Source organism: Allobosea sp. LjRoot90 (assembly GCF_964254315.1).
Lineage (GTDB): Bacteria > Pseudomonadota > Alphaproteobacteria > Rhizobiales > Beijerinckiaceae > Allobosea.
Window position 1 is genome coordinate 561,334 of sequence record NZ_CAXUTF020000004.1, and the last position, 23,357, is coordinate 584,690.

Sequence of the window (23,357 nt, forward strand, 5' to 3'; positions counted from 1 at the left end):
CCTGCAGCCTCTGATCAGATCGCAATAAAGGACCTGGCATGACCTCTCCGATCCTCTCGGTCTCGAACCTGACGACCTCCTTCCGGGTCGAGGGGCTCTGGAAGCCGGTCGTGCGCAACATCTCCTTCGAGATCAGGCCGCAGGAGACGCTGGCGGTCGTCGGCGAGTCCGGCTCCGGCAAGAGCGTGACGGCGCTGTCGATCATGCGCCTGACCCCGCCGAGCTCGAGCAAGATCGAGGGCTCGATCAAGCTCAACGGCAAGGAGCTCCTGACCCTGCCGGATGCGCAGATGCGCGAGATCCGCGGCAACGACATCGCGATGATCTTCCAGGAGCCGATGACCTCGCTCAACCCGGTGCTGACCATCGGCTTCCAGATCGCCGAGGCGCTGATCCTGCATCGCAACATGTCGCGCAGCGAGGCGGAGGCCGAAACGGTGCGCCTGCTGGAGAAGGTCAAGATTCCCGCAGCGAAGTCGCGCTTCCACGAATACCCGCACCGCTTCTCGGGCGGCATGCGCCAGCGCGTGATGATCGCGATGGCGCTGGCCTGCAAGCCCAAGCTCCTGATCGCCGACGAGCCGACGACGGCGCTCGACGTGACGATCCAGGCGCAGATCCTCGAGCTGATCAAGTCGCTGCAGGAGGAGGAGGGCATGTCCGTCCTCTTCATCACCCATGACATGGGCGTCGTCGCCGAGATCGCCGACCGCACCGTCGTCATGTACAATGGCGACGAGGTCGAGACCGGCGCGACCGAGGACATTTTCGCCAATCCGCAGAAGCCTTACACCAAGGCGCTGCTCTCGGCCGTGCCGCGGCTGGGCTCGATGGAAGGGCGCAGGCGGCCGATGCGCTTCCCCGTGGTCGATCGTGCGACGGGCCTGTCGGACGTCCCCACCGAAACGCCGGACACGGTCCAGGCAGCCGAGCGCCCGGTGCTCGAGGTTGCGGGGCTGACGACCCGCTTCGAGATCCGCTCGGGGCTGCTCTCCTCGGTCAAGGGCCGGGTGCATGCGGTCGAGAACGTCTCCTTCAGCCTGAAGGCGGGCGAAACGCTGGCGCTGGTCGGCGAATCCGGCTGCGGCAAGTCGACGACGGGCCGTTCGGTGCTGCGCCTGGTCGAGCCGCTCTCCGGCTCGGTGCTGCTCGACGGCGTCGACGTACTGAAGCTCGGCCAGAGCGAGCTGCGCGAGCAGCGCAAGCGCATGCAGATGATCTTCCAGGATCCGTTCGCGTCGCTCAATCCGCGCATGAACATCGGCGCGGCGGTGGCCGAGCCGCTGCTGATCAACAATCTCGCCACTCGCTCCGAAGCGCGCGACAAGGTCGCCGACCTCCTGAAGCGTGTCGGCCTGCTGCCCGACATGGCGAGCCGCTTCCCGCATGAGTTCTCGGGCGGCCAGCGCCAGCGTATCTGCATCGCGCGGGCGCTCGCGGTCGAGCCGCGTCTGATCGTGGCGGACGAGGCGGTCTCGGCGCTCGACGTCTCGGTCAAGGCGCAGGTGGTCAACCTGATGCTCGACCTGCAGGCCCGCATGGGGCTGGGCTATCTCTTCATCTCGCACGATATGGCGGTGGTCGAGCGCGTCAGCCACCGGGTCGCCGTGATGTATCTCGGCGAGATCGTCGAGATCGGCCCGCGCGAGGCGATCTTCGGCAACCCGCAGCACCCCTATACCAAGCGGCTCCTGGCGGCGGTACCGATCGCCGATCCGGCAAGGCGCCTGGAGAAGCGCCCGGTCTCGAACGACGAGATCAAGAGCCCGATCCGCCCGGCCGACTACGTCCCGCCGGTGCGCCAGTATCGCGAGGCTTCGCCCGGCCACGCCGTGATGATCTGGGGCGAGGAATGGGAGACCAAGCCGTTGATCGCCAAGGTGGCGTGAGCAGGCTTATCCATCGTAAGCGCAAGCAGACCTCGGCGGAACCGCACCGTCTTTCCGGGGCAGGCCGAAGGCCTGAGCCCGGAATCCAGAACCGCTGCGATCGGTGGAAAAGCGGATCGGCTGCGGTGCCGTCATAACGACGGGCATTGGTTCTGGGTTCCGGGCTCTTCGCTGCGCGAAGCCCCGGAATGACGGCACGCTTCCGTGCGAACCTCAGGCGGCAGCCTTGGCGAGGAAGGTCTCGGCGTAGTGGCAGGCGACCTGCCGCCCGTCGATCTCGCGCTTTAGCGGACGCTCGGTCCGGCAGCGATCGGTGACGAAGGGGCAGCGGGTCGAGAAGACGCAGCCCGTCGGCGGGTTGAGCGGCGAGGGCAGTTCGCCGCGCAGCACGATCCGCTCGCGCTTGTCGCCGCCGACGCGCGGCGTCGAGGCGAGCAGTGCCTGTGTATAGGGATGGAGCGGGCGGGCGTAGATGCGCTCCTTGGGACCATGCTCAATGGCATTGCCGAGATACATCACCATCACGTCATGGGCGATGTGACGGACCACGCTGAGATCGTGCGAGATGAAGAGATAGGCGAGCTTCAGCTCGTCCTGCAGATCGGCCAGCAGGTTGAGGACCTGCGCCTGGATCGAGATATCCAGCGCCGAGACCGGCTCGTCGGCGACCACCACCTTGGGCGAGAGGATGAGCGCGCGGGCAATAGCGATGCGCTGGCGCTGGCCCCCTGAGAACATGTGCGGATAGCGGGCATAGTGCTCCGGCCGCAAACCGACCTTGGCCATCATGGCGCGAGCCTTCTCGGTCCGCTCGGCCTTGGAGAGGTCGGTGTTGATCAGCAATGGCTCCTCGAGGATCGTGCCGATCTTCTTGCGCGGGTTGAGCGAGCCATAGGGGTTCTGGAAGACGAACTGGACCGTGCGGCGCAGCCGCTTGCGCTCGCTCGCCGGCGGCGAGACGGCGTCGAGCCCGTCGAGCATCAGGGAGCCGGAGGTCGGTTTCTCGATCAGCGTCGCCATGCGCGCCAGCGTCGACTTCCCGCAGCCGGATTCGCCGACGACAGCCAGCGTGCGCCCGGCCTCGACCGCGAAGGAAACCTTGTTCACCGCCTGCAACTGCGCCGGCGGGCGGAAAAACCCCTGCTTGACCGCATAGACCTGGGTCAGCTCGTGGGCTTCGATGACAGGGTTGCTCATCGCACCGCCTCCGTCGCCAGGCCGGCTTCGTCGCGGGCGCGTTCCGCCTCGCGCGAGGGATCGCCGAGCGGGTAGTGGCAGCGCACATGCCCGTCCGCCCAGGGGCGAAGCTCCGGCTGGACGGTGCGCGAATGCTGGGTGGCATAGGCGCAGCGCGGGCTGAACAGGCAGCCTTTCGGCCGGTCGTTGAGGCCGGGCACCATGCCGGGGATGGTGGCGAGCCGGTTTGCGCCCTCGCTGCGCTCCGGCAAGGCTGCGAGCAGCGCGGCGGAATAGGGATGCTGCGGGGCGGAAAACAGCGCGTCGACCTTGCGCTCCTCCATGATCTGCCCGGCATACATCACCATGATGCGCTGCGCGGTCTCGGCGACGACGCCCATGTTGTGGGTGATCAGCACGAGCGCCATGCCGCGCTCGCGCTGCAGCGACATCAGCAAGTCGAGGATCTGCGCCTGGATGGTGACGTCGAGCGCGGTCGTCGGCTCGTCGGCGATCAGCAGGCGCGGATTGCAGGCGATCGCCATGGCGATCATGACGCGCTGGTTCATGCCGCCCGATAGCTGGTGGGGATAAGCCTTGAGGCGGCTCTCCGGGGCTGGGATGCCGACCTGCTCGAGCAGTTCGATCGTCCGGCGTTTCGCCGCCTTGCGGTCCATGCCCTCGTGCTTTCGCAGCGTCTCGGCGAGCTGGAAACCGATGGTGAAGCAGGGGTTCAGGCTGGTGCTCGGCTCCTGGAAGATCATCGCCACGTCCTTGCCGGTGAGCTGGCGGCGCTCGCGGGCGGACATGGTCAGGAGATCGCGCCCGTCGAAGCGCAGCTTGTCGGCGCGGACGCGGCCGGGATAGCCGACGAGGCCCATCAAAGCGAGCATGGTGACGCTCTTGCCGGAGCCGGATTCGCCGACGACACCGAGCACCTCGCCCTCGTCGAGGGTAAGGTCGATGCGGTCGACCGCGCGCAGAAGTCCCTGGGATGTGGGAAATTCGACGCTGAGGTTTTCGATCTCGAGCAGGGGCATGGGGTCAGCGCTTCAATTTGGGATCGAGGGCGTCGCGCAAGCCATCGCCGAGCAGGTTGAAGGCGAGCACGGTGATCAGGATGGCGAGGCCCGGGAAGGTGACGACCCACCAGGCGCGCAGCACGAATTCGCGGGCGTCGGCGAGCATGGTGCCCCATTCCGGCGTCGGCGGCTGGGCGCCGAGGCCAAGGAAGCCGAGCGCGGCAGCATCTAGAATTGCGGTGGAGACGCCGAGCGTCGCCTGCACGATCAGGGGTGCGGCGCAATTCGGCAGGATCTCCGAGAACATCAGCCTCGTGGTCTGTGCGCCGCTGACCTTCGCGGCGACGACATAGTCCTTCGAGGCTTCGGTGATGACGGCGGCGCGGGTGATGCGGACATAGTGCGGCAGCACGACGATGGCGACGGCGAGCATCGCGTTCATCAGCCCGGGGCCGAGGATCGCGACGATGACGATGGCGAGCAGCAGGCTCGGCATCGTCATCAGGATGTCCATCACCCGCATGATGGCGATATCGGCGAGGCCCTTGAAGAAGCCGGCGATCAGGCCGAGCACGATGCCGACGACGATCGCGATGGCGACGACGGCGATGCCGATGACGAGCGAAAGCCGCGCGCCGTAGATGAGCCGCGAGAGGATGTCGCGGCCGATCGCGTCGGTGCCGAGCGGATAGGAGAGCGAGCCGCCCTCTTGCCAGAACGGCGGCTTCAGGAAGACCGCGCTGTTGGTCAAATTGGGATGATGCGGGGCGATCAGCGGCGCAAAGAGCGCGCAGAGCAGCACGATGCCGATGACGACGAGCCCAGCGACGGCGCCGCGATTGGCGCTGAAACAGCTCCAGAACTCGCGGGCGGGGTGCGGCGGTGCGCCTGGGGGCACAGCGGGAACTTGCAGGGTTTCGGCGCTCATGAGCGAGGGCTCCGATGGGAGCGAAGGGACTGAAGAGCGATCATCGTGCGTGCCTGATGCGCGGGTTGATCAGGCCGTAGAGCAGGTCGACCAGCAGGTTGACGCTCATCACGACCATGCCGAGCAGCAACGTGCCGCCCTGGAGGATGGGGTAGTCGCGCCGGCTGATCGCCTCGATCAGCCATTTGCCGACGCCGGGCCAGGAGAAGATCGTCTCGGTCAGGATCGCGCCGGTGAAGAGCGTGCCGACCTGCAGGCCGATCACCGTCACGATTGGGATCAGGGCGTTGCGCAGCCCGTGCAGGGCGACAACCCGCAAGGGCGCCATGCCCTTGGCGCGGGCGGTGCGGATATAGTCCTCGCCGAGCACCTCGAGCATCGCCGAGCGGGTCATGCGGGCGATGACGGCGAGCGGCACGGTGCCGAGCACGATCGCTGGCAGCACCAGATGCGACAGCGCCGACCAGAAAGCGTCGATGTCGCCGGCGAGCAGGCTGTCGATGGTGAGGAAGCCGGTGACCGGCTCGATGAAGTACTGCACCGCGATGCGGCCCGAGACCGGGGTGATGCCGAGCTGCACTGAGAACAACAGGATCAGCAGCAGGCCCCACCAGAAGATCGGCATCGAATAGCCGGTGAGCGAGATGCCCATCACGCCATGGTCGAAGATCGAGTTTCGCTTCACCGCGGCGATGATGCCGGCCGGCAGGCCGATGATCAGGGCGAGCAGGATGGCGCAGAGCGCAAGCTCGATGGTGGCCGGGAAGAGCTGGCCGAACTCGGAGAGGACATTCTCGCGCGTCACGATCGACTTGCCGAGATCGCCCTGGACCACGCGCTCGATATAGCGGCCGTACTGGACGAGGAGCGGCTGGTCTAGGCCGTACTCCTTCAGCAATTGCGCATGGCGGGCGGCGTCGATGCCGCGCTCGCCGGCCATGGTCTCGATCGGGTCGCCCGGCACGAGCCGGACCAGGAAGAAGGCCAGCAGCGTGATGCCGATGAAGGTCGGGATGACGAGGCTGACCCTGGTCAGGATGAAGCGAAGCATGGTTGTGCCAGTCTTGTCGGCCGGGCATCTCGTCGCTCGGCGGCCTGTTCTGTCGTCTTAGTCAAGTTCGAATTCTGGCGGAGCGCAAACACCAGAACGCCGGAAAGATCAAGAACGCAGTAGCAAAACCGGTGGATCGCGATGGTAAGGGGCGGTGCGAAACGCTGCCTGCGACGAAAGACCTGAAAACATCAGCGCGTGGAAGCGCAACAATAGGAACGGCAGCGGCGCCGACGAAGCAATGATTGCTCCGCCGGCGCCGGGATTATTTGACGCAGAGCCTCACTTGCCGATGTCGACGCCGTAGAAGACGTGGCGGCTGAACGGCGAGAGCTTGAAGTCGATGACTTCCTTGCGGATCGGCTTGAGCTGGACCGCATGGGCGATGGTGAACCAGGGCGCCTGCTCCTTGAAGATCACCTGCGCTTGCCGATAGAGCTTCTCGCGCTCGGCCTGGTCGGTGATCGTCTTGGCCTTCGTCACCAGTTCGTCGAAGGGCTGGTAGCAGAACTTGGCGACGTTGCCGCCGTTGTTCTTGGAGGCGTCGCAGCCGAGCAGCGTGTGCAGGAAGTTGTCCGGATCGCCATTGTCGCCGGTCCAGCCGAACATGCCGGTCTGGTGCTCGCCGGCCTGCAGGCGCTTGCGGTACTCGCCCCATTCGAAGGTCTTGATCTCGGCCTTGACACCGACCTTGGCGAGATCGGCCTGCATCAGCTCGGCGATGCGCTTGGCGTTGGGGTTGTAGGGACGCTGCACCGGCATCGCCCACAGATCGATCTCGAGCCCGTTCGGGTGGCCGGCATCGGCCAGCTCCTTCTTGGCCGCTTCCGGATCGAAGGGGTCGTCCTTGATCGTCTCGTTATAGGACCACATCGTCGGCGGGATCGGGTTGGTCGCCGCGACGCCGCTGGAGAGATAGACCGCGTCGATGATCGCCTTCTTGTTGATCGCCTTGTTGACGGCGCGGCGGACCTTGACGTCGTCGAAGGGCTTCTTGGCGGTGTTGTAAGCGAGATAGCCGATGTTCAGGCCCGGCTGCTCCAAGATCTGGACGTTGGCGTCCTTCTTGATGGCGTCGAGATCGGCCGGGTTCGGATAGGGCATGACATGGCATTCGCCCTTCTGCAGCTTGGCCCAGCGCACCGAGGCGTCCGGCGTGATCGCGAAGATGAGGTCGTCGATCTTGGCCTTGCCGGCCCAGTACTCGGGGAAGGCCTTGTAGCGGATGATCGCGTCCTTCTGGTACTGCACCAGATAGAACGCGCCGGTGCCGACCGGCTCCTGGTCGAGCTTCTCGGGCGTGCCGGCCTTCAGCATCGCATCGGCATATTCCTTCGACTGCACGCCGGCATATTGCATGGCGAGGTCGGCGAGGAACGGTGCTTCCGGCTGGTTCAGCGTGATCTTGACGGTGTAGTCATCGACCTTCTCGACCGACTTCAGGAGCTTGGGCATGCCCATGTCGTTGAAGTAGGAGTGGTTCGAGCTGGTCACCTTGTAATAGGGGTGCGCTTCCTTCCACTGCCGCTCGAACATGAACATCACGTCGTCGGCGTTGAAGTCCCGCGTCGGCTTGAAGTTCTTGTTCGTGTGCCACTTAACGTTCTTGCGCAGATGGAGGGTGTAGGTCAGGCCATCAGGCGAGACATCCCACTTCTCCGCCAGGGCCGGCTGGACCTTCACGCCGCCGCGCTCGAACTGGACGACGGTGTCGTAGATCTGGGTGTTGGCGTCGAACGAGGTGCCGGTGGTGTTGACGCTCGGCGCGAAATTCTCCGGGCTGCCTTCCGAGCAATAGACCAGCGTCTTGGCTGCCAAAGGCTGCGCCGCCATCAGCGCCGAGGCCGACAGCGTCGCCAGCAACAATTTCTTCATGGGATCTCTCCTTGAGCCACGCTTCGCCTCGCAAGGCGAACGTTTTCCCCGTTGGACCGGAAGCCTCGCGGGTGAAATCCCGTGGGCCGCCTTGCCAACAGCTTATTGAAAGTTGGCGGGCGCGAACAGTCGCCAGCGCTCACGCTGAACGTGCGTTTTCGCAGTGCAGGCGCGGAAAACCTCACCCGGAAGACCCAGCAGGCGATGCTGGCCTTCGCCGCCATCCAAGCCTATGTCATTGCTAGAGAATCACGCAGCGCCGGACCCACCATGCGCATCTGGATAAGGAGCCCGCTCGCCATCCTCGCCGAGAATGCCGAGGGCGGGATCGTGATCGAGGATGGGGTGATCGTCGAACTGGTCGCCAGCGGCGCCTATCCGGTCATGCCGGTGACCGAGAGCTTCGATGCCTCGAGCCATGTCGTGCTCCCGGGGCTGATCAACACTCACCACCACTTCTACCAGACGCTGACCCGCGCCCATCCCGCCGCGATCGACCGCGAGCTCTTTCCCTGGCTGAAGGCGCTCTATCCGCTCTGGGCGCGCCTGCGGCCGGAAGACCTCAGACTCGCGGTGCGGGCGGCGCTGGTCGAGCTCATGCTCTCCGGCTGCACCACGGCGGCCGACCACCACTACCTTTATCCAGCCGGGCTGGAGAACGCCGTCGACATTGCCGTCGAGGAGGCGCAGGCGCTCGGCATCCGCGTCACCATCTCGCGCGGCTCGATGAACCTGTCGCAGAAGGATGGCGGCCTGCCGCCCGACGAGGTCGTGCAGGACGAGGATACGATCCTTGCCGATTGTGAGCGGGTGCTGTCGCTGTTCCATGATCCAAAGCCCGGCAGCATGGTGCAGATCGCGCTCGCGCCGTGCTCGCCCTTCTCGGTGACGCCCTTGCTGATGGCGAGATCGGCCGAGCTCGCGGCCCGCTTCGACGCGCCGCTGCATACGCATCTGGCGGAAACCGAGGATGAGGACGCCTATTGCCTGGAGGTCTATGGCAAGCGCCCACTCGACCTGCTGGAGGACGTCGGATGGATGCGGCCGAAGACCTGGCTGGCGCACGGCATCCATTTCTCATGCGAGGAATGCGAGCGACTCGGCAAGGCCGGCGTCGGCGTCTGCCATTGCCCGACCTCGAACGGCGTGCTCGCCTCGGGCTTCTGCAAGACGCGCGAGCTCGAGGCGGCGGGTGCGCCGGTTGGTCTCGGTGTCGACGGCTCCGCCAGCAATGACGGCTCGAACCTGATGGAGGAGTTGCGCCACGCGCTGCTGATCAACCGGCTGCACTACAAGAGCGCGAGCGCAGTGACGGCGCGCGACACGATCCGCTGGGCGACGGAGGGCTCGGCTCGTTGCCTCGGCCGCGCCGATATCGGCAGGATCGCGCCCGGCCTGCAGGGCGATCTCGCCTTCTACAAGCTCGACGAACTGCGCTTTTCAGGGGCGCATGATCCGATCGCGGCGCTGGTGCTGTGCGGTGCCAATCGCGCTGACCGTGTCATGATCGGCGGGCGCTGGCGCGTGATCGACGGCGAGATCCCGGGGCTCGATCTGGCATCCCTGCGCCGCGCCCATGGCTTGGCGGCGAAGCGCTACGCCTGAAGCCTTTCCCGGGTCTCCCTGCGATCGCCCGGGACGACGGCTTATTTGGAAACGGGGATCGACACGCTCTCGCCTGGCCGCATCAGCGGCCTGAGGAAACCCGTCAGGTCGTCGGTGACGAAATCGACATGGCCGGCCTCGACCACGGCCTGCTCCCAGGCCTCGCGGAACGGGTCGGGCGTGCGCGGCACGATCAGTACCGTCTTCATGCCGAGTGCGCTCGGCACGATCAGGTTCTTGTCGATGTCCTCGAACATCGCCGCCCGGGCGGGATCGACCGCATGCTTGGCGAGGAAGTTCTCATAGGTGGCGCGCTCGGGCTTGGGCAGGAAGCCGGCCTCGACGATGTCGAAGATATCCTCGAAATGATGGAGGATGCCGAGCTTGCCGGCGACGTTCTCGGCATGGCCGCGCGAGCCATTGGTCAGGATCAGCTTGCGGCCGGGCAGGGCGGCGATCGCGTTGCCGAGATCGGGATTCGGATCGAGCAGCGACAGGTCGATGTCGTGGGCGAAGGCGAGGAAGTCGCCGGGATCGACGCCGTGCTCCGACATCAGCCCGTTCAGCGTCGTGCCGTAGCGCTCGTAATAATAGCGGCGCAGCTCGTGCGAGGAGAGGCCGTCGAGACCAAAGAGCTCGAGCAGATACAGGGTGATGCGTTCATTGACCTGCGGCCAGACCTGCGCCTCGTGCGAATAGAGCGTGTTGTCGAGGTCGAAGATCCAGTGGTCGACATGGCCGAACGCCGCCTGCTCCGGCAGGAGCGGGATGGCGGTGGTGATGGCTGCATTCTGGTTCATGGGGGCACGTGATGTGGGGCGCACCATGATGACATGCAAGATGCTTGCAAAGTCCTTGCGACGATGAGGTCGTCCATAGGAGGGAGCGACGACACCCTGCCTTCTCCCGGATGGGAGAAGGTGGCGCGGAGCGCCGGATGAGGGCCTGCGCTACCCACAGAAGGGGCAGCGGCGCCGCTTCGCCCAAACAATCAACGGCGGTCCCTCATCCCTGCCCTTCTCCCATCCGGGAGAAGGGTTCCCCGCGCCTCACGCCGCAAGTGTCTTTACTTCCGGATGATCGTGCCCGAGCCGGTATCGGTGAAGAGCTCGATCAGCGCCGCATGCGGGACCTTGCCGTCGAGGATGACGACGGCCTCGACGCCCTTTTCCAACGCGTAGATGCAGGTCTCGATCTTCGGGATCATGCCGCCGGAGATGGTGCCGTCGGCGATCAGGCGCCGGCACTGCTCGATGGTGAGCTCCGGGATCAGGTTCTTGTCCTTATCGAGCACGCCCGGCACGTCGGTGAGCAGCAAGAGGCGTTTGGCGCCGAGCGCGCCGGCGATCGCACCGGCGAAGGTGTCGGCGTTGACATTGTAGGTCTGACCATCAGCGGCAGCGCAGACTGGCGCCAGCACTGGGATCAGCTCTTCCTTCAGGATCGCCTTGAGCACGGTGGTGTCGACCGTCTCGGGCTCGCCGACGAAGCCGAGGTCGAGTACCTGCTCGATCTTCGAATCGGGGTCGACGATGGTGCGCGTCGCCTTGCGAGCGGTGACCATGTTGCCGTCCTTGCCGCAGAGCCCGATTGCCTTGCCGCCCTCGCGCGAGATGTAACCGACGATCTCCTTGTTGACCGAGCCGGCCAGGACCATCTCGACCACGTCGACGGTCGCGGCGTCGGTGACGCGCAGGCCCTGCTTGAACTCCGACTTGATGCCGAGCTTGGCGAGCATGCGGGCGATCTGCGGGCCGCCGCCATGGCAGACCACCGGCTTCAGCCCGGACTGCTCGAGCAGCACCACGTCCTCGGCGAAATCCTCGGCGGTAGCGGCGTCGCCCATGGCGTTGCCGCCATATTTGATCACGATCACCTCCTGGTCGTAGCGCTGCATGTGCGGCAGCGCCTGGACCAGCAGCTCGGCGGCTTGCGAGGGCGTGAGATTGTGAGGCGCGTTCATCGGCAGGCTCCGCGAAGGCGCAGGAGGCAGCTGCGCCGCGCCGCGTTCTAGCGGAAGAAGGAAGGCTGTGAAAGCGCGGCGATGTCGATCAGGCGCGCCTGGCGAACAAAGCGGCGATGACGAGCCCGAGCCAGCCGGCGAGCATCATGAAGCCACCGGCGGGCGCGGCACCGAGGAAAAGCCGCTCGCCATGGAAGCCACGCACTGCGAGATCGGCGGAAAAGAGCGCGACGCCGAGGATCAGCAGGGAGATCGCAAGGCGAGCCGGCCAGTCCGCAAGCAGCTCGGCGCGCCGTGCCGTGCAGGCGGCGATCACCACGGGCGCATGGAAGAGCAGCATCTGCCCTGCGATCTGGACATTGTCGGAGCCACCGGCATGCGTCCCGGCCGCAAGCAGCGTCACGCCGGCGAGCCCCATCAGCATGGCGATGGTGAGATGGATGCGGGTGGCGGTGATCATCGGCGGATCCGTGTCATTGGCCCCGGGCGGGGCGAGTCTGCGGGCGAGCAGACGCTGTGGTTGCAGGCAAGGTCAAGCGGGTGCGGCTGTGGCATCGTGCTCCAGCCGGCAGTTCAATCTCGGCCGGGCGCGTTGCGGGTGAGTTGCGTCACCGGTGCCGGCGCCGAGCCATAGCGGCTCTGATGCTCGAGCTCGGCATTGAGCTCGGCGCCGGCGAGCACGATCGCGGCGGAGAGCCAAAGCCAGGTCATGAACACGACGATGGTGGCAAGCGAGCCATAGGTCGCGGTGTAGCGGCCGAGCGTGCTGACATAGAAGGAGAAGCCGACCGAGGCCGCGACCCAGAGCAGCGCGGCTGCGATGGCGCCCGGCAGAACCCAGGCGAAGCGCGGCAGCTTGCGGTCCGGGCCGATCCAATACAGGCAGCCAATCGCGATGATGCCGACGAGGAAGAAGGCGGGCCAGCGCAGCCAGCGGATCACGACCTCGATCTCGTGGCCGAAGGGAAAGAGCGCGGTCACCACCGGCAGGCTGGCGATCAGGGCGAGCGCCAGGATCAGCACGAAGAGCCCGCTCAGCGTCGTCCCGAGCGAGACCAGGTTGAGGCGGATGAAGCCGCGTTGTTCGCGCACGCCATAGATGATGTTGAGCGCGTCGAAAGCGGCCTTCATCGCCGCGTTGGCGCTCCAGACCGCGACGAGGAAGCTGATCAGGAAGGTCAGCGAAAGATTGGTCACATTCTGGCCTGCCAGCCGCATGGCCTGTTCCCGGATCAGCTCGCGCGCCGCCTGCGGGAAGACGATGGTGACGTCGTCGAGTTGGCCGACGATGGTCGCCGGGTCGGTCAGCACGCCGTAGAGCGTCACCAGCAGCGACAGTGCCGGCACCAGCGAGAGCAAGGTGAAGAAGGCGACGGCGCCGGCGAGCGAGAGCACGCGGGCTTCCTGGATGCGGGTGCTGAAGCGCAGCAGGACGTCCTTCCAGCCGCGCCAGGGCAGGGCGATGGGGCTGACGGCGCCTTGGCCACGCCGGGCCTGGCGCAAGGGCTCGCCGACCCGGCGCGAGACCAGGCCGTGAACGTAGCCGGCGACCACAGCCGCGAGCCCGGCGGCGCCTGTCAGTCGCTTGAAATAGGCCATGCGCGCTCCGGTCCGGGGGCGGTCGATCCTAGACAGCTCCACCGCGCTGGCAACGTTGCGGCAGGCGTTTTCGTTCCGGGAGGCGGACTGGAGCGGGGCCGCTTAGAGGTTCGTTAACCTTAACATTTTCATAATGCCGCTCCTGACGCCATCGCAGCGCCGGCCGGATCGTCCGCCCGGAGGCAGCCGCCGTTCGAGCCGAGATTTCGATGAAAGTCCTTCTGAAAGCCTCCATTGCAGCTGTCGCTCTATTGAGCGCTGGCGTCTCCGTGGCGGCTGACCTGTCGAGGAAGGGCCTTCTTCCGCCGGCGCCGGAGCTGCCGACATTCTACAACTGGAGCGGTGTCTATGTCGGTGGCCAGGTCGGCTATTCCTGGGGCTCTGATCGGGCGAGCGAATTTTCCACTGCCGGCCGGGCACCGCTCGGTCGCTCCTTCGACTACAGCCCGTCTTCCTTCATCGGCGGCGCGCGCCTCGGCTTCAACTACCAACTCGGCGTGGTCGTGCTCGGTGTCGAGGGCGACATTGAGGGCGTGAACGCCCATGCAGGGCAGGGTGATGCGGGCGGTGCGGTTCGGGTGCGGCAGGACTGGCAGGGATCGGTGCGTGCGCGCCTCGGCTACAGCCTCGATCGCATCCTGGTCTACGCCACCGCCGGCGCGGCCTTCACCAAGCTCGAATATTCCTATGTGACGCCGCTTGCGGGCCTAAGCGAGACGATCAATGCCTCGAAGACCGGTTGGACGGTCGGCGGTGGCGTCGACTACGCCTTGACCGACAACCTGATCCTCGGCCTCGACTATCGCTACACCGACTTTGGCAAGTTCGACCATGTCGGCCTAAGCGCCTATCTCGGCCGCACGGTCGAGCACGAGCCGTCGGCGCATGCGGTGCGCGCCAGCCTCGCCTACAAGTTCTGACAGCGTCATCGGGCCACCCGGAGCCGTTCAGGTTCGCAGCATGTACGGCTCGAACCTGGTACTCTCGTTGATGACCTTGCCGGCGGTCATGAAGATGGTTTGGTGTGGTAACTGGCGATCATGCTGATCCGATCACTATTATAGAGATGCCTGTTAGCTAATCCTGCTTTGGGCGCATTTTGGGAACGAATATCTCTCGGATTCCTATTTTTGTCAGTTCAAATACTTTCTCCAAATCTTGAAATTCAAAGTAAAAACCTATCTGATTTTCTATTGTTACGATAAATCTCGTGTCATTGAGTGATGCGTCTTCTATATAAATTCCGTCATCCAATATTCTAAATTTTACTCCAAAATAAGATAGGTAAGTCACGAAATCAGCAAAAACGTACTTATCAATTTTAATTTCGTAAATTTCAGACTCGATAGCGAAATTTGATGTTCCTGCTTCGATCCAAATTTCGATCAGGCATATATTTGATAATTCTTCATGTACGCTAATATTTCCTTCGTAAGTGATTGTGCCAAAATTCTTCCCAATCAGTTCAGTTAACGATCTAAATTTTTCGTTATCTGTAGATAAATCATCAAATGTGATTGTTTTAATCATAAACACCTCTTTTGTATCTCTATCCCGCCTTGCGGAACATGCCGGGCGTGATGCCGTGCACGGCGCGGAAGCTGCGCGAGAGATGGCTCTGGTCGGCGAAGCCGGCGGCGAAGGCGGCGTCCGCCAGGCTGGCGCCCTCCTGGATCAGCCGGTTGGCGCGGCGCAGACGGCGGTCGCGGATGAAGGTGGCAGGCGTCGAGCCGGTGAGCTTCTTGAAGTCGCGGATGACCTGGAAGCGGGTGACGCCGGCGGCGATGGCGAGCCCTTGCAGGTCGATCTCGCCAGCGAGCCCATCCTCGATCACCTGCTCGTAGCGTGAGAAGCGGCGCTGCGAGCCGGAGCGGTCGAGTGGCTCCGCCGGCCGATCATTGTCACCATGCTGCAGGATCAGCCGACGCAGCGCGGTCAGCAACGATGTTTCCGCGCGGGTGGCTTCCGGCGAGGTTGATTCCGCATGAGCTGCGGTGAGCAAGCGGACCAATTCGGGATCATCGAGCAGGGCCTGCGGGAAGAGCGGCACGTTTGGCTGCCCGAGCTCGGCTGCGATGTCCGACAGCAGCGCCACGGATGGATAGAAGGTCCGATAGGCCCAGCCCTCATCGGCGCCGGCCTGCCCATCATGCCACTCTTCCGGATTGACCACGAGCACCGAGCCGGCCGGAGCCAGTACCTCCTGGCGGCCGACGCGCACGCGCTCACAGCCTTCGGTGATCAGCGCGATGACGTAGCCGTCATGGGTGTGGCGGTCATAGCGATGCTCGCGAAACCGCGCCTTGAGCAGGCCGAGCTCGCGGAAGGCGGCGTGGCGCCAGAACTCCTGACTCTCCTGTCGCGGCTCACTCATCGGTCAATCTGGTTCAAGACGCTGCCGGTCCGTTCTCCTAATCCATGCGGGACAGGAGAGAACCATGCTGCACAATGACCCGATCGCCGCGCTGACACCAGAGGTCGTCGCCTGGCGCCACCACATCCACGCCAATCCCGAGCTCGGCTTCCAGGAGGTGGAGACCGCCGGCTTCGTTGCCGAGAAGCTGCGCTCCTTCGGCCTCGAGGTGCAGGAGGGCATCGGCGGCACCGGCGTCGTCGGCACGCTGCGCGCCGGCTCCGGCAAGCGCGCCATCGGCCTGCGTGCCGAGCTCGATGCGCTGCCCGTCATCGAACGCACCGGCCTGCCTTACGCCTCGAAGAAGGAGGGCGTGATGCATGCCTGCGGCCATGACGGCCACAGCGCCATGCTGCTGGGGGCCGCCAGGCTCCTCAGCCAGAGCCCGGATTTCGACGGCACTGTCCATTTCATCTTCCAGCCGGCCGAGGAGAACGAGGGCGGCAGCCTGAAGATGATCGAGGCCGGGCTGTTCGAGCGCTTCCCGGTCGAGGCTGTCTACGCCGTGCACAATTGGCCGGGCGTGCCCTTCGGCACGATCGCAGCCCGCGCCGGGGCGCAGATGGCGGCGGTCGATAATTTCGAACTGCGCTTCTTTGGGCTCGGCGCTCATGTCGCCATGCCGCATCTTGGCGACGATCCGATCCTCGCCGCCGGCGCCTTCATCCAGAGCGTGCAACGCATCGTCTCGCGCGCCGTCGATCCGCAGACGCCGATCGTGGTCAGCCTGACCCAGGTCCATGGCGGCAATGTCGGCAACATCGTGCCGAAGGAGGTCTGGCTGCAGGGCACCTGCCGCTTCTTCGATCCGGCGCTCTCCGATCTTTGCGAGAGGCTGCTCGGCGAGATCGCGCAGGGCGTCGCCGCCTCGCATGGCCTCACCGCTGCGCTCGACTACAAGCGCGGCTATCCGCCGGTGATCAACACCGTCGAGGCGGCGGCATTGGCGGCGCGGGCGGCGGGCGCCGCTGTCGGGCTACAGAACGTCTCGACTGAGTTCAAGCCGAGTCTGGGCTGCGAGGACTTCGCCTTCATGATCCGCGCCGCGAGCGGCTGCTATGCCTGGATCGGCGCCGGCGAGGTCGGCCCCGGCGAGGGGCTGCACGGCGACCGTTACGTGTTCAACGATGCGATCGTCCCGCATGTGCTGCGCTACTGGCAGAATCTCGTTGCGGGCGCGCTGCCGAAGGCCGTGCCATGAACGCGCATGTCCCCCCTCGCCGGATGATCGACCGTCGCTGCGGCGGGCGCATCCTGCTCGACGGCGTCGACACGATCATGCTCGGCGCCAACGACTATCTCGGCCTTTCGACCGACGAGCGCGTGCTCGCTGCGACCAACGAGGCGATGCGGCTCTATGGGACGGGGACCGGCATCTATCCGGTTTTCGTGACGACGCCGCTGCATGAGGCGCTGGCCGAGAACCTCGCCTCGTTCCTGGGTGTCGAGGCGGTGGCGCTGTTCTCCTCCGGCGGCAGCGCCAATGGCGGCGTGCTGACCACGCTGGTCGGCGCCGGCGACGCAATCATCTCGGACCGGCTCAACCATGCCAGCATCATCGATGGCTGCCGCCTGAGCCGTGCCGATGTCGAGACCTATGAGAACCGCAATGTCGCGGGTCTGCGCCGGGCGCTGGAAGGCACGCGGCAGGCCAAGCGGCGTCTCATCGTCACCGACGGCATCTTCAGTATGGAGGGCGGGGCGGCTCCGCTAGTCGAAATCCAGGCGCTGGCGCGCGAATTCGACGCGCTGCTGATGATCGACGAGGCGCATGCGACCGGCGTGGTCGGGCCGGGCGGCAAGGGCACCGCGCCGCTTTGCGGCCTCGCCAATGGCGCGCCCGACATGCTGCTGACTGGTTCGCTGTCGAAGGCGCTGGGCGGCGCCAGCGGCGGCTTCGTTGCCGGCCCCCGCCTGCTGATCGAGAAGCTCAAGGCACAGTCGCGCAGCTGGATCTTCACCATGGGGATGACGACGGCGAATGCCGCGACGGCGCTGACTGCACTCAAGATCTGCCGCGACGATCCCGGTCCGCGCGAGCGACTCTGGCGCAACGTCGCCCATCTGCGCGAGGCGCTGCGCTTCTACGCGCTCGCCTGCCATGACAGCGACAGCGCCATCACCGCGGTCAAGATCGGCAGCGAGGAGAGGGCGCGCGCCATGACCACGCGCCTGATCCGGGCCGGCGTCTTCGCTCCGGCGATCTCGTTCCCGATCGTGGCGCAGGGCGAGGCGCGCCTGCGACTGCACGTCAGCGCCGCCCATGAGACCGCCGAGCTCGACGAGGCGGCGGCAGCGCTGGCGACGGCGTTCGCGGAGGCCAGCTGAGGTCAGGTCGTCGCGAGCCGGTAGAGATGCACCGGCTTGCGCGGAGCGCGCTTGATCACGCCCTTGGCCTCGAGGTCGAGCTGGACGGCTTTCAACCACCAGCCGGCCGTATTGCCCTGCGGGAAGAGATCGTCCGGCAACAACGGCAGCAGCGCCTCTTTCGCATCGGGTACGGTTAGCCCAGGCGCCTCGTCCGGCAGGATGGCGAGCAGTGCCTGGCGCATTGCCAGATACTTGCCGCGGTCGACTCGCTCGGACTTGCCGGGCTTGTTGACGTTCTCGATCTCGATCTTGTCGTCAGGCATCGACCGTCCCCGCGATAGTGATCTTCGGATTGCGGAAGCCCATGGCGATCCAGGACGTCAGCAGCTTGGCGTAGAACGAGATCGTGTGGCTCTTCAGATTGGGGATGTCGGCCGGCAGGTTGGATGCGTCGGGCAGGTCGCCTGTCATGGTGCGCAGCGTCGCTTTCGGTCGGGCGCCCTCCGGCCAGAGATGCGAATAGAGGCTGAGCCAATGCGCGCCCTTCATCTCCAGGAAGACAGGCGTGTTGCAGCAGGTTGCGACGACCCGGCGTGAGCCTGCATCGGGCGCGAGCCGGAACTCGCGCAGGCTCTCCACGCCGGAGACGAACCGGATCCGGTCCTTCCGATATTCGGCGCTGGGTGTCGCGTCGTACGCAGTCAGGATGCTTCTCGCATTCGGCAGCTTGGCTAGCCGGGCCGCCGCCGCCCGGCAGCTGTCGCACAGGCATTCGGAGACGAGGATCGGTTCACCCTCGACTTCGAGCCGTGTATGCCCGCAGGTGCATCCGATCGTCATGCGCTGGCTCATGCTGCCAAATCCTCCGCCACGTGGAAAAGGTGCCGGATATACCGGTCGAGATGGTCGAGGCTTTCGCGCGCCAGATCGGGATCGTTGCCGGCCTTGGCCAGCACGAAGCCGCCCTGCAGGACGGCCTGCGTGTGCCGGGCCAGGCTCTCGGCGGTCCAGTCGGCGCTGATGCCGCGCTCCTCGCGAGCCTGTTCAATGTCGGCTTCCAGCGTCGCGGCATGGCCGAAGATGCTGCGGCCGCAGGCGTCGCGGATGCCCGGCGCGCTGGCGTGGACCTCCTGTGCCATCGTCCCGACGAGGCAGGTGAATTCGAAGAGATCGCCGGCGATGATCGTCTTGCGGAACGCGACATAAGCGAGGACGCGATCAAGCGCGTCGGCCGGCTCATGATAGGGGGCGGCTGCGAAGAAGGGGGTGACCTCCTGCGTCCAGAACTCGGCAGCGGCGACGCCGAGCGCCTCCTTGCTGGCGAAATGATGGAAGAACGCGCCCTTGGTGACATCGGCGGCGCGACAGAGATCGTCGACGCTGGTGGCTGCGAAGCCCTTGGTGCGGATGACGTCGCGCGCCGCTTTGAGGAGCCGGGTGCGGGCGCTGCCGCGTTCGGGGGACTGTTTGGTTGGCCGTGGCATGGCATATACATACCATTTGGTTTGTATGTTGCAAGCAGCTTCTTTCAGCCACCGCCTCAATCGATTGACAAATAAATTTGTCAATGCGAGCCTCAGGTCATGCTCGACCTCGACGTCATCGATGATCCCGCTCGCGCCGCCGTGGTGCTCGATCCGGTCAAGCGCCGGATCCTGGCCGAATTGTCGGAGCCGGCCTCGGCCGCTTCGCTGGCCGGGCGGGTCGGGTTGACCCGGCAGAAGGTCAACTACCATCTGCGCGCGCTAGAGGAGCACGAGCTCGTCGTGCCGGCGGGCGAGCGGCGATGGGGCGGGCTGACGGAGCGCCTGATGGTGGCTAGCGCCGCGTCCTTCGTCGTCTCGCCGGCGGCGCTGGGTTCCCTCGGCGCCGATCCGGAGCGCAACCCCGACCGGCTCTCGGCGAGCTATCTGATCGCGCTCGCAGCCCGGATCGTGCGCGAGGTCGGAGCGCTCTGGAATGAGGCGCGCCGGCAGGAGAAGCGGCTGGCGACCCTCTCGCTCGACAGCGTCATCCGCTTCCGCTCGCCGACCGAGCGTGCCGCCTTCACGCGCGAGCTCACCGAAACCGTGGCGGCGCTCGCCGCCCGCTATCACGACGACAATGCGCCGGGCGGCCGCTCGCACCGCCTCGTGGTCGCCGCCTATCCGGCGCCCGAACCGGCCAAGGCCTGAAAGGATATTGGATCATGCCGATCAAGAAGGACGGAACCGGCAAGCGCTGGGTCGAGATGGAGGTGCTGGTCCCCGGCACGCCCGAGCAGGTCTGGCAGGCGATGGCGACGGGGCCGGGCAACACCGCCTGGTTTACCCGCACCACGATCGAGGAGCGGGTCGGCGGCAAGCTCAGCTTCAATTTCGGGCCGGAGATGGGCTCGGCCGGTGAGATCAACCTCTGGGAGCCGCCGCACCGCTTCGGCTACACCGAGTATGAATGGGGCGAGAAAGCTCCGCCGGTCGCGACCGAGATCACCATAACCAGCCGTTCCGGCGACCAATGCCTGGTGCGGATGGTGCACTCGTTCTTTGCTTCCAGCGACGATTGGGACGATCAGGTCGAGGGGTTCGAGGGCGGCTGGCCAGGCTTCTTCGCGGTGCTGCGGTTCTATCTCAGCCATTTCGCCGGCCAGAAGGGCGCTTCCTTCCAGGCGATGCGGGTGACCGGAGGCGAGCATCTCGCCGTCTGGACGCAATTGACCGAGAGGCTCGGCCTCGCCGGCGCGAATGTCGGCGAGCGGCGCGAGCTGCCGGCCGCGCCGCAAGCCTTCTCCGGCACGGTCGAGCAGGCCGAGCAGAACCGGAAGCAGCGCCACATCCTCTTGCGTTCCGAGAATGGCGTCGCGCTGATCGGCAGCTATCAGATGGGCGACAAGGTCAATGTCAGCGCGAGCCTGTTCTTCTATGGCGACGATGCCGACAAGCGCGTCGCCGAGAACGAGCCGGCATGGCAGGCCTGGCTCAAGGACACCTTCGCGGCTGCGAGTTGAACTCTCAGCTCAGCCGCGCTGCGCGAGCAACCAAGCCTTGACCAGCGTGGCCTGCTCGGGATGGCGTGGCTTTCGCGCACAAACGACGTAAAAGTCGAGGCCGCCGCGCATGCTGGCCGGCGTCGCCAGAACGAGGCGGCCAGCGGCGAGGTCGGGCTCGACCAGGAAGCGGCTTGCGAGCGCGATGCCTTGGCTGGCGATCGCGGCGTCGATTGCCAGCGCCGTCTGGTTGAAGCGCGTGCTGCGGATCGTCAGCGGCATTGGCCGGCCGAGCGCACGCTCGAAGAACTCCGACCAGAGATCGTGCCCGTCGCGCAGCAAGGGCAGGCGCGCTAGGTCCTCCTCGGTGGGACGCATGCTGGGATGGCAGGTCGCGACGATCTCATGCTCGAACAGCAGGTCGGCGGTCAGGCCGGGCCCGAAGGGCGGGCGGCCCTGGCGAATGGCGATGTCGACGCCGTCGGACTGGAAGTTCGCCAGCGCATCGCTGGCGAGGATGTTCAACTCCAGCTGAGGATGGGCGGTGGTGAAATCAGGCAGCCGCGGCACCAGCCATTTCGCCGCGATGCTTGGCGTCGCGCTGATCGTCAGCCGCAAGGGCTGCGGACGAAGGTTGTCGGTCGCCTCGACCAGGAGGGCAAAGGCGCGGGCGACATGGGTCGCATAGCTGCGCCCGGCGCTGGTCAGGGCGAGCAGGCGCGGCTGGCGCTCGAACAGCTTCAGGCCGAGATCCCTTTCCAGCCCGCGGACATGCTGCGCGACCGCGCCCTGCGTGACGCCGAGCTCGTCGGCCGCAGCGCGGAAGTTGAGGTGCCGCGCTGCGGCCTCGAAGGCGCGCAGCGCATTGAGGGATGGCAGGCGTTGCTGCGTCTCGAACATGCGATAGTTTTTCTAGTGATAGAGCGCCGTGTAACTCGCTGGCGAGTTTACGCAGGCAATGCGAGAAAGGCTAGAATGAGCCTTGCTGCTTGCATCGCTCTCATAACCCGCCGAGCAGATGGAGCCTCCAGATGGCAGGAGAAAAAGTAGCTGTTGTGACCGCCGGTGGCAGTGGCATGGGCGCTGCGGCAGCGAAGCGGTTGGCGCAGGACGGCTTCAAGGTCGCGATCCTGTCCTCCTCCGGCAAGGGCGAGGCCCTGGCCAAGGAGCTCGGCGGGTTTGGCGTCACCGGCTCGAACCAGTCGAACGACGATCTCAAGCGCCTGATCGACACGACTCTGGAGCGCTTCGGCCGTATCGACGTGCTGGTCAACAGTGCCGGCCATGGCCCGCGCGCGCCGATCACCGAGATCACCGACGAGCAATGGCATACCGGGCTCGACGTCTACCTGATGAACGTGATCCGGCCGACCCGGCTGGTCGCGCCGGTGATGGCGGCGCAGAAATCAGGCGCGATCATCAACATCTCGACGGCCTGGGCCTTCGAGCCTGCGGCCAACTTCCCGACCTCGGCGGTGTTCCGCGCCGGGCTCGCCGCCTACGCCAAGCTCTTCGCCGACCAGTACGCCGCACAGAACGTGCGCATGAACAATGTCCTGCCCGGCTGGATCGACACGCTGCCGCAGACCGACGAACGCCGCGATGGCGTGCCAATGCAGCGCTATGGCACCAGCGAGGAGATCGCCGCGACGATCGCCTTCCTCGCCTCGGACGGCGCCGGCTACATCACCGGCCAGAACCTGCGCGTCGATGGCGGCTTGATGCGCTCGTTGTAGGAGCGTAGCCATCGCGCCAGATGGACGGACGGAGCAGGCGCGATGACGGGCAAGGTCGACTGGGATGCGAACCAGTATCTGCGCTTCGAGGATGAGCGGACACGGCCGCCGCTCGATCTGATCCAGCGCGTGCGCCTCACCGATCCGCAGCACTGCATCGATCTCGGCTGCGGGCCCGGCAACAGCACCGAGCTGGTCGCCGCCCGCTTCCCGGATGCCAAGGTCGAAGGTCTCGATTCCTCGCCGGACATGCTCGAAAAGGCCCGCAAGCGCCTGCCGCAGCTCTCCTTCACCCAGGCTGATCTGGCGACCTGGTCGGCCGATGGCCGCTACGACTTGATCTTCGCCAATGCGGCCCTGCAATGGATTCCCGATCATCCCGCCTTGTTCGCGCGGCTGTCGCGGTCACTGGCGCCGGGCGGTACGCTCGCGGTGCAGATGCCGAACAATCTCAGCGAGCCCTCCCATGTCGCCATGGACGAGGCAGCCGCCGAGGGGCAGTGGGCGGCTCGCCTCGCCAATGCGCGGGCATCGAAGGCGGTGATCGGCTCGTTCTCGGATTATCGCAGCTGGCTGATGGCGGCCGGCTGTCAGGTCGACATCTGGCAGACGACCTATGTCCACGCGCTCGCCGGTCACGATGCGATCGTCGAATGGTTCAAGAGCACGGGCCTCAAGCCCTATATCGATCCACTATCGGCTGATGAGCGCGACGTCTTCCTTGCGCGCTACCGCGAGAAGATCGCTGCGGCCTACCCGGTTGAGCCGGATGGCAAGGTGCTGCTCCGGTTCCCGCGCCTGTTCATCCTCGCGGTCCGCAGCTAG

At 65.6% G+C, this 23,357-nt stretch carries 24 protein-coding genes; 9 read left to right on the forward strand and 15 right to left on the reverse strand.

Features of this window, described 5'->3' with window-relative positions:
* Positions 1-38 precede the first annotated feature (38 nt).
* Positions 39-1,889 (forward strand): ABC transporter ATP-binding protein, encoded by a 1,851-nt coding sequence (locus tag ACSQ3M_RS18100; RefSeq protein WP_436151445.1) that lies wholly within the window; start codon positions 39-41, stop codon positions 1,887-1,889.
* A 213-nt stretch (positions 1,890-2,102) separates the two neighbouring features.
* On the opposite strand, the gene ACSQ3M_RS18105 is transcribed toward ACSQ3M_RS18100, so the two are convergent.
* From ACSQ3M_RS18105 to ACSQ3M_RS18125, 5 genes are all read right to left on the reverse strand, one after another.
* Positions 2,103-3,086 (reverse strand): peptide ABC transporter ATP-binding protein, encoded by a 984-nt coding sequence (locus tag ACSQ3M_RS18105; RefSeq protein WP_436151446.1) that lies wholly within the window; start codon positions 3,084-3,086, stop codon positions 2,103-2,105.
* Positions 3,083-4,105 (reverse strand): ABC transporter ATP-binding protein, encoded by a 1,023-nt coding sequence (locus ACSQ3M_RS18110; protein WP_436151447.1) that lies wholly within the window; start codon positions 4,103-4,105, stop codon positions 3,083-3,085. Before ACSQ3M_RS18110 ends, ACSQ3M_RS18105 begins: the two co-directional genes overlap by 4 nt.
* Before the next feature lie 4 nt (positions 4,106-4,109).
* Complete coding sequence (locus ACSQ3M_RS18115; protein WP_436151448.1) at positions 4,110-5,015, reverse strand: ABC transporter permease subunit; 906 nt, start codon at positions 5,013-5,015, stop codon at positions 4,110-4,112.
* A 40-nt stretch (positions 5,016-5,055) separates the two neighbouring features.
* Positions 5,056-6,066 (reverse strand): ABC transporter permease subunit, encoded by a 1,011-nt coding sequence (locus tag ACSQ3M_RS18120; protein WP_436151449.1) that lies wholly within the window; start codon positions 6,064-6,066, stop codon positions 5,056-5,058.
* A 282-nt stretch (positions 6,067-6,348) separates the two neighbouring features.
* Entirely contained in the window at positions 6,349-7,941 is a 1,593-nt protein-coding gene (locus ACSQ3M_RS18125) for an ABC transporter substrate-binding protein (RefSeq protein WP_436151450.1), read from the reverse strand.
* Between the two features lie 270 nt (positions 7,942-8,211).
* Here ACSQ3M_RS18125 and ACSQ3M_RS18130 point away from each other — a divergent pair, with 270 nt between their 5' ends.
* Positions 8,212-9,546 carry an 8-oxoguanine deaminase gene (locus ACSQ3M_RS18130; protein WP_436151451.1) on the forward strand — a complete coding sequence of 445 codons (1,335 nt, stop codon included), beginning with the start codon at positions 8,212-8,214 and terminating at the stop codon, positions 9,544-9,546.
* 41 nt (positions 9,547-9,587) lie between these two features.
* Here the strand turns inward: ACSQ3M_RS18130 and ACSQ3M_RS18135 are convergent, their stop codons facing one another.
* From ACSQ3M_RS18135 to ACSQ3M_RS18150, 4 genes are all read right to left on the reverse strand, one after another.
* Positions 9,588-10,346: a pyrimidine 5'-nucleotidase gene (locus ACSQ3M_RS18135; RefSeq protein WP_436151452.1), complete on the reverse strand. Its 759-nt coding sequence runs from the start codon at positions 10,344-10,346 to the stop codon at positions 9,588-9,590.
* A gap of 266 nt (positions 10,347-10,612) precedes the next feature.
* The gene (gene argB, locus ACSQ3M_RS18140; protein ID WP_436151453.1) at positions 10,613-11,509 is read right to left on the reverse strand and encodes an acetylglutamate kinase; all 897 of its coding nucleotides are present in this window, start codon (positions 11,507-11,509) and stop codon (positions 10,613-10,615) included.
* 88 nt (positions 11,510-11,597) lie between these two features.
* Positions 11,598-11,969: a DUF423 domain-containing protein gene (locus tag ACSQ3M_RS18145; RefSeq protein ID WP_436151454.1), complete on the reverse strand. Its 372-nt coding sequence runs from the start codon at positions 11,967-11,969 to the stop codon at positions 11,598-11,600.
* 113 nt (positions 11,970-12,082) lie between these two features.
* A complete protein-coding gene (locus tag ACSQ3M_RS18150; protein WP_436151455.1) occupies positions 12,083-13,108 on the reverse strand; it encodes a YihY/virulence factor BrkB family protein in 1,026 nt (341 codons plus the stop codon).
* Between the two features lie 209 nt (positions 13,109-13,317).
* Between ACSQ3M_RS18150 and ACSQ3M_RS18155 the strand changes: the two genes are divergently transcribed.
* Entirely contained in the window at positions 13,318-14,028 is a 711-nt protein-coding gene (locus ACSQ3M_RS18155) for an outer membrane protein (protein ID WP_436151456.1), read from the forward strand.
* Positions 14,029-14,185: 157 nt separating this feature from the next.
* On the opposite strand, the gene ACSQ3M_RS18160 is transcribed toward ACSQ3M_RS18155, so the two are convergent.
* Complete coding sequence (locus ACSQ3M_RS18160) at positions 14,186-14,638, reverse strand: hypothetical protein (RefSeq protein WP_436151457.1); 453 nt, start codon at positions 14,636-14,638, stop codon at positions 14,186-14,188.
* 19 nt (positions 14,639-14,657) lie between these two features.
* Entirely contained in the window at positions 14,658-15,482 is an 825-nt protein-coding gene (locus ACSQ3M_RS18165) for an AraC family ligand binding domain-containing protein (protein WP_436151458.1), read from the reverse strand.
* A gap of 64 nt (positions 15,483-15,546) precedes the next feature.
* On the opposite strand from ACSQ3M_RS18165, the gene ACSQ3M_RS18170 reads away from it, so the two are divergent.
* Together ACSQ3M_RS18170 and ACSQ3M_RS18175 are read left to right on the forward strand one after the other, a co-directional pair.
* The gene (locus ACSQ3M_RS18170; protein WP_436151459.1) at positions 15,547-16,722 is read left to right on the forward strand and encodes an amidohydrolase; all 1,176 of its coding nucleotides are present in this window, start codon (positions 15,547-15,549) and stop codon (positions 16,720-16,722) included.
* A complete protein-coding gene (locus ACSQ3M_RS18175; protein WP_436151460.1) occupies positions 16,719-17,849 on the forward strand; it encodes an aminotransferase class I/II-fold pyridoxal phosphate-dependent enzyme in 1,131 nt (376 codons plus the stop codon). Before ACSQ3M_RS18170 ends, ACSQ3M_RS18175 begins: the two co-directional genes overlap by 4 nt.
* A 2-nt stretch (positions 17,850-17,851) precedes the next feature.
* Here ACSQ3M_RS18175 and ACSQ3M_RS18180 read toward each other — a convergent pair whose 3' ends face one another.
* Genes ACSQ3M_RS18180 through ACSQ3M_RS18190 form a run of 3 tightly spaced genes read right to left on the reverse strand, consistent with a single transcriptional unit; the run spans position 17,852 to position 19,315 of the window.
* Positions 17,852-18,154, reverse strand: a complete 303-nt coding sequence (locus tag ACSQ3M_RS18180; protein WP_436151461.1) for a DUF6958 family protein — start codon at positions 18,152-18,154, stop codon at positions 17,852-17,854.
* The gene (locus tag ACSQ3M_RS18185) at positions 18,147-18,683 is read right to left on the reverse strand and encodes a GFA family protein (protein ID WP_436151462.1); all 537 of its coding nucleotides are present in this window, start codon (positions 18,681-18,683) and stop codon (positions 18,147-18,149) included. Before ACSQ3M_RS18185 ends, ACSQ3M_RS18180 begins: the two co-directional genes overlap by 8 nt.
* Positions 18,680-19,315, reverse strand: a complete 636-nt coding sequence (locus tag ACSQ3M_RS18190; protein ID WP_436151463.1) for a TetR/AcrR family transcriptional regulator — start codon at positions 19,313-19,315, stop codon at positions 18,680-18,682. The genes ACSQ3M_RS18185 and ACSQ3M_RS18190 overlap by 4 nt, the downstream gene beginning before the upstream one ends.
* 99 nt (positions 19,316-19,414) lie before the next feature.
* Here ACSQ3M_RS18190 and ACSQ3M_RS18195 point away from each other — a divergent pair, with 99 nt between their 5' ends.
* Both ACSQ3M_RS18195 and ACSQ3M_RS18200 read left to right on the forward strand, forming a co-directional pair.
* On the forward strand, positions 19,415-20,005 hold the full coding sequence (locus ACSQ3M_RS18195; protein WP_436151464.1) for an ArsR/SmtB family transcription factor: 591 nt from the start codon (positions 19,415-19,417) through the stop codon (positions 20,003-20,005).
* A gap of 14 nt (positions 20,006-20,019) precedes the next feature.
* Positions 20,020-20,817, forward strand: a complete 798-nt coding sequence (locus tag ACSQ3M_RS18200) for an SRPBCC family protein (RefSeq protein ID WP_436151465.1) — start codon at positions 20,020-20,022, stop codon at positions 20,815-20,817.
* Positions 20,818-20,826: 9 nt separating this feature from the next.
* On the opposite strand, the gene ACSQ3M_RS18205 is transcribed toward ACSQ3M_RS18200, so the two are convergent.
* Positions 20,827-21,696, reverse strand: a complete 870-nt coding sequence (locus tag ACSQ3M_RS18205; RefSeq protein ID WP_436151466.1) for a LysR substrate-binding domain-containing protein — start codon at positions 21,694-21,696, stop codon at positions 20,827-20,829.
* Positions 21,697-21,827: 131 nt separating this feature from the next.
* Here ACSQ3M_RS18205 and ACSQ3M_RS18210 point away from each other — a divergent pair, with 131 nt between their 5' ends.
* Both ACSQ3M_RS18210 and tam read left to right on the forward strand, forming a co-directional pair.
* Positions 21,828-22,532: an SDR family oxidoreductase gene (locus ACSQ3M_RS18210; RefSeq protein WP_436151467.1), complete on the forward strand. Its 705-nt coding sequence runs from the start codon at positions 21,828-21,830 to the stop codon at positions 22,530-22,532.
* A 42-nt stretch (positions 22,533-22,574) separates the two neighbouring features.
* Positions 22,575-23,357 (forward strand): trans-aconitate 2-methyltransferase, encoded by a 783-nt coding sequence (gene tam, locus ACSQ3M_RS18215; protein WP_436151468.1) that lies wholly within the window; start codon positions 22,575-22,577, stop codon positions 23,355-23,357.

Coding starts and splice junctions, on each gene's coding strand:
- ACSQ3M_RS18100 (WP_436151445.1), top strand. CDS start 39: ATGACCTCTCCGATCCTCTCGGTCTCGAACCTGACGACCTCCTTCCGG.
- ACSQ3M_RS18105 (WP_436151446.1), bottom strand. CDS start 3,086: ATGAGCAACCCTGTCATCGAAGCCCACGAGCTGACCCAGGTCTATGCG.
- ACSQ3M_RS18110 (WP_436151447.1), bottom strand. CDS start 4,105: ATGCCCCTGCTCGAGATCGAAAACCTCAGCGTCGAATTTCCCACATCC.
- ACSQ3M_RS18115 (WP_436151448.1), bottom strand. CDS start 5,015: ATGAGCGCCGAAACCCTGCAAGTTCCCGCTGTGCCCCCAGGCGCACCG.
- ACSQ3M_RS18120 (WP_436151449.1), bottom strand. CDS start 6,066: ATGCTTCGCTTCATCCTGACCAGGGTCAGCCTCGTCATCCCGACCTTC.
- ACSQ3M_RS18125 (WP_436151450.1), bottom strand. CDS start 7,941: ATGAAGAAATTGTTGCTGGCGACGCTGTCGGCCTCGGCGCTGATGGCG.
- ACSQ3M_RS18130 (WP_436151451.1), top strand. CDS start 8,212: ATGCGCATCTGGATAAGGAGCCCGCTCGCCATCCTCGCCGAGAATGCC.
- ACSQ3M_RS18135 (WP_436151452.1), bottom strand. CDS start 10,346: ATGAACCAGAATGCAGCCATCACCACCGCCATCCCGCTCCTGCCGGAG.
- argB (WP_436151453.1), bottom strand. CDS start 11,509: ATGAACGCGCCTCACAATCTCACGCCCTCGCAAGCCGCCGAGCTGCTG.
- ACSQ3M_RS18145 (WP_436151454.1), bottom strand. CDS start 11,969: ATGATCACCGCCACCCGCATCCATCTCACCATCGCCATGCTGATGGGG.
- ACSQ3M_RS18150 (WP_436151455.1), bottom strand. CDS start 13,108: ATGGCCTATTTCAAGCGACTGACAGGCGCCGCCGGGCTCGCGGCTGTG.
- ACSQ3M_RS18155 (WP_436151456.1), top strand. CDS start 13,318: ATGAAAGTCCTTCTGAAAGCCTCCATTGCAGCTGTCGCTCTATTGAGC.
- ACSQ3M_RS18160 (WP_436151457.1), bottom strand. CDS start 14,638: ATGATTAAAACAATCACATTTGATGATTTATCTACAGATAACGAAAAA.
- ACSQ3M_RS18165 (WP_436151458.1), bottom strand. CDS start 15,482: ATGAGTGAGCCGCGACAGGAGAGTCAGGAGTTCTGGCGCCACGCCGCC.
- ACSQ3M_RS18170 (WP_436151459.1), top strand. CDS start 15,547: ATGCTGCACAATGACCCGATCGCCGCGCTGACACCAGAGGTCGTCGCC.
- ACSQ3M_RS18175 (WP_436151460.1), top strand. CDS start 16,719: ATGAACGCGCATGTCCCCCCTCGCCGGATGATCGACCGTCGCTGCGGC.
- ACSQ3M_RS18180 (WP_436151461.1), bottom strand. CDS start 18,154: ATGCCTGACGACAAGATCGAGATCGAGAACGTCAACAAGCCCGGCAAG.
- ACSQ3M_RS18185 (WP_436151462.1), bottom strand. CDS start 18,683: ATGAGCCAGCGCATGACGATCGGATGCACCTGCGGGCATACACGGCTC.
- ACSQ3M_RS18190 (WP_436151463.1), bottom strand. CDS start 19,315: ATGCCACGGCCAACCAAACAGTCCCCCGAACGCGGCAGCGCCCGCACC.
- ACSQ3M_RS18195 (WP_436151464.1), top strand. CDS start 19,415: ATGCTCGACCTCGACGTCATCGATGATCCCGCTCGCGCCGCCGTGGTG.
- ACSQ3M_RS18200 (WP_436151465.1), top strand. CDS start 20,020: ATGCCGATCAAGAAGGACGGAACCGGCAAGCGCTGGGTCGAGATGGAG.
- ACSQ3M_RS18205 (WP_436151466.1), bottom strand. CDS start 21,696: ATGTTCGAGACGCAGCAACGCCTGCCATCCCTCAATGCGCTGCGCGCC.
- ACSQ3M_RS18210 (WP_436151467.1), top strand. CDS start 21,828: ATGGCAGGAGAAAAAGTAGCTGTTGTGACCGCCGGTGGCAGTGGCATG.
- tam (WP_436151468.1), top strand. CDS start 22,575: ATGACGGGCAAGGTCGACTGGGATGCGAACCAGTATCTGCGCTTCGAG.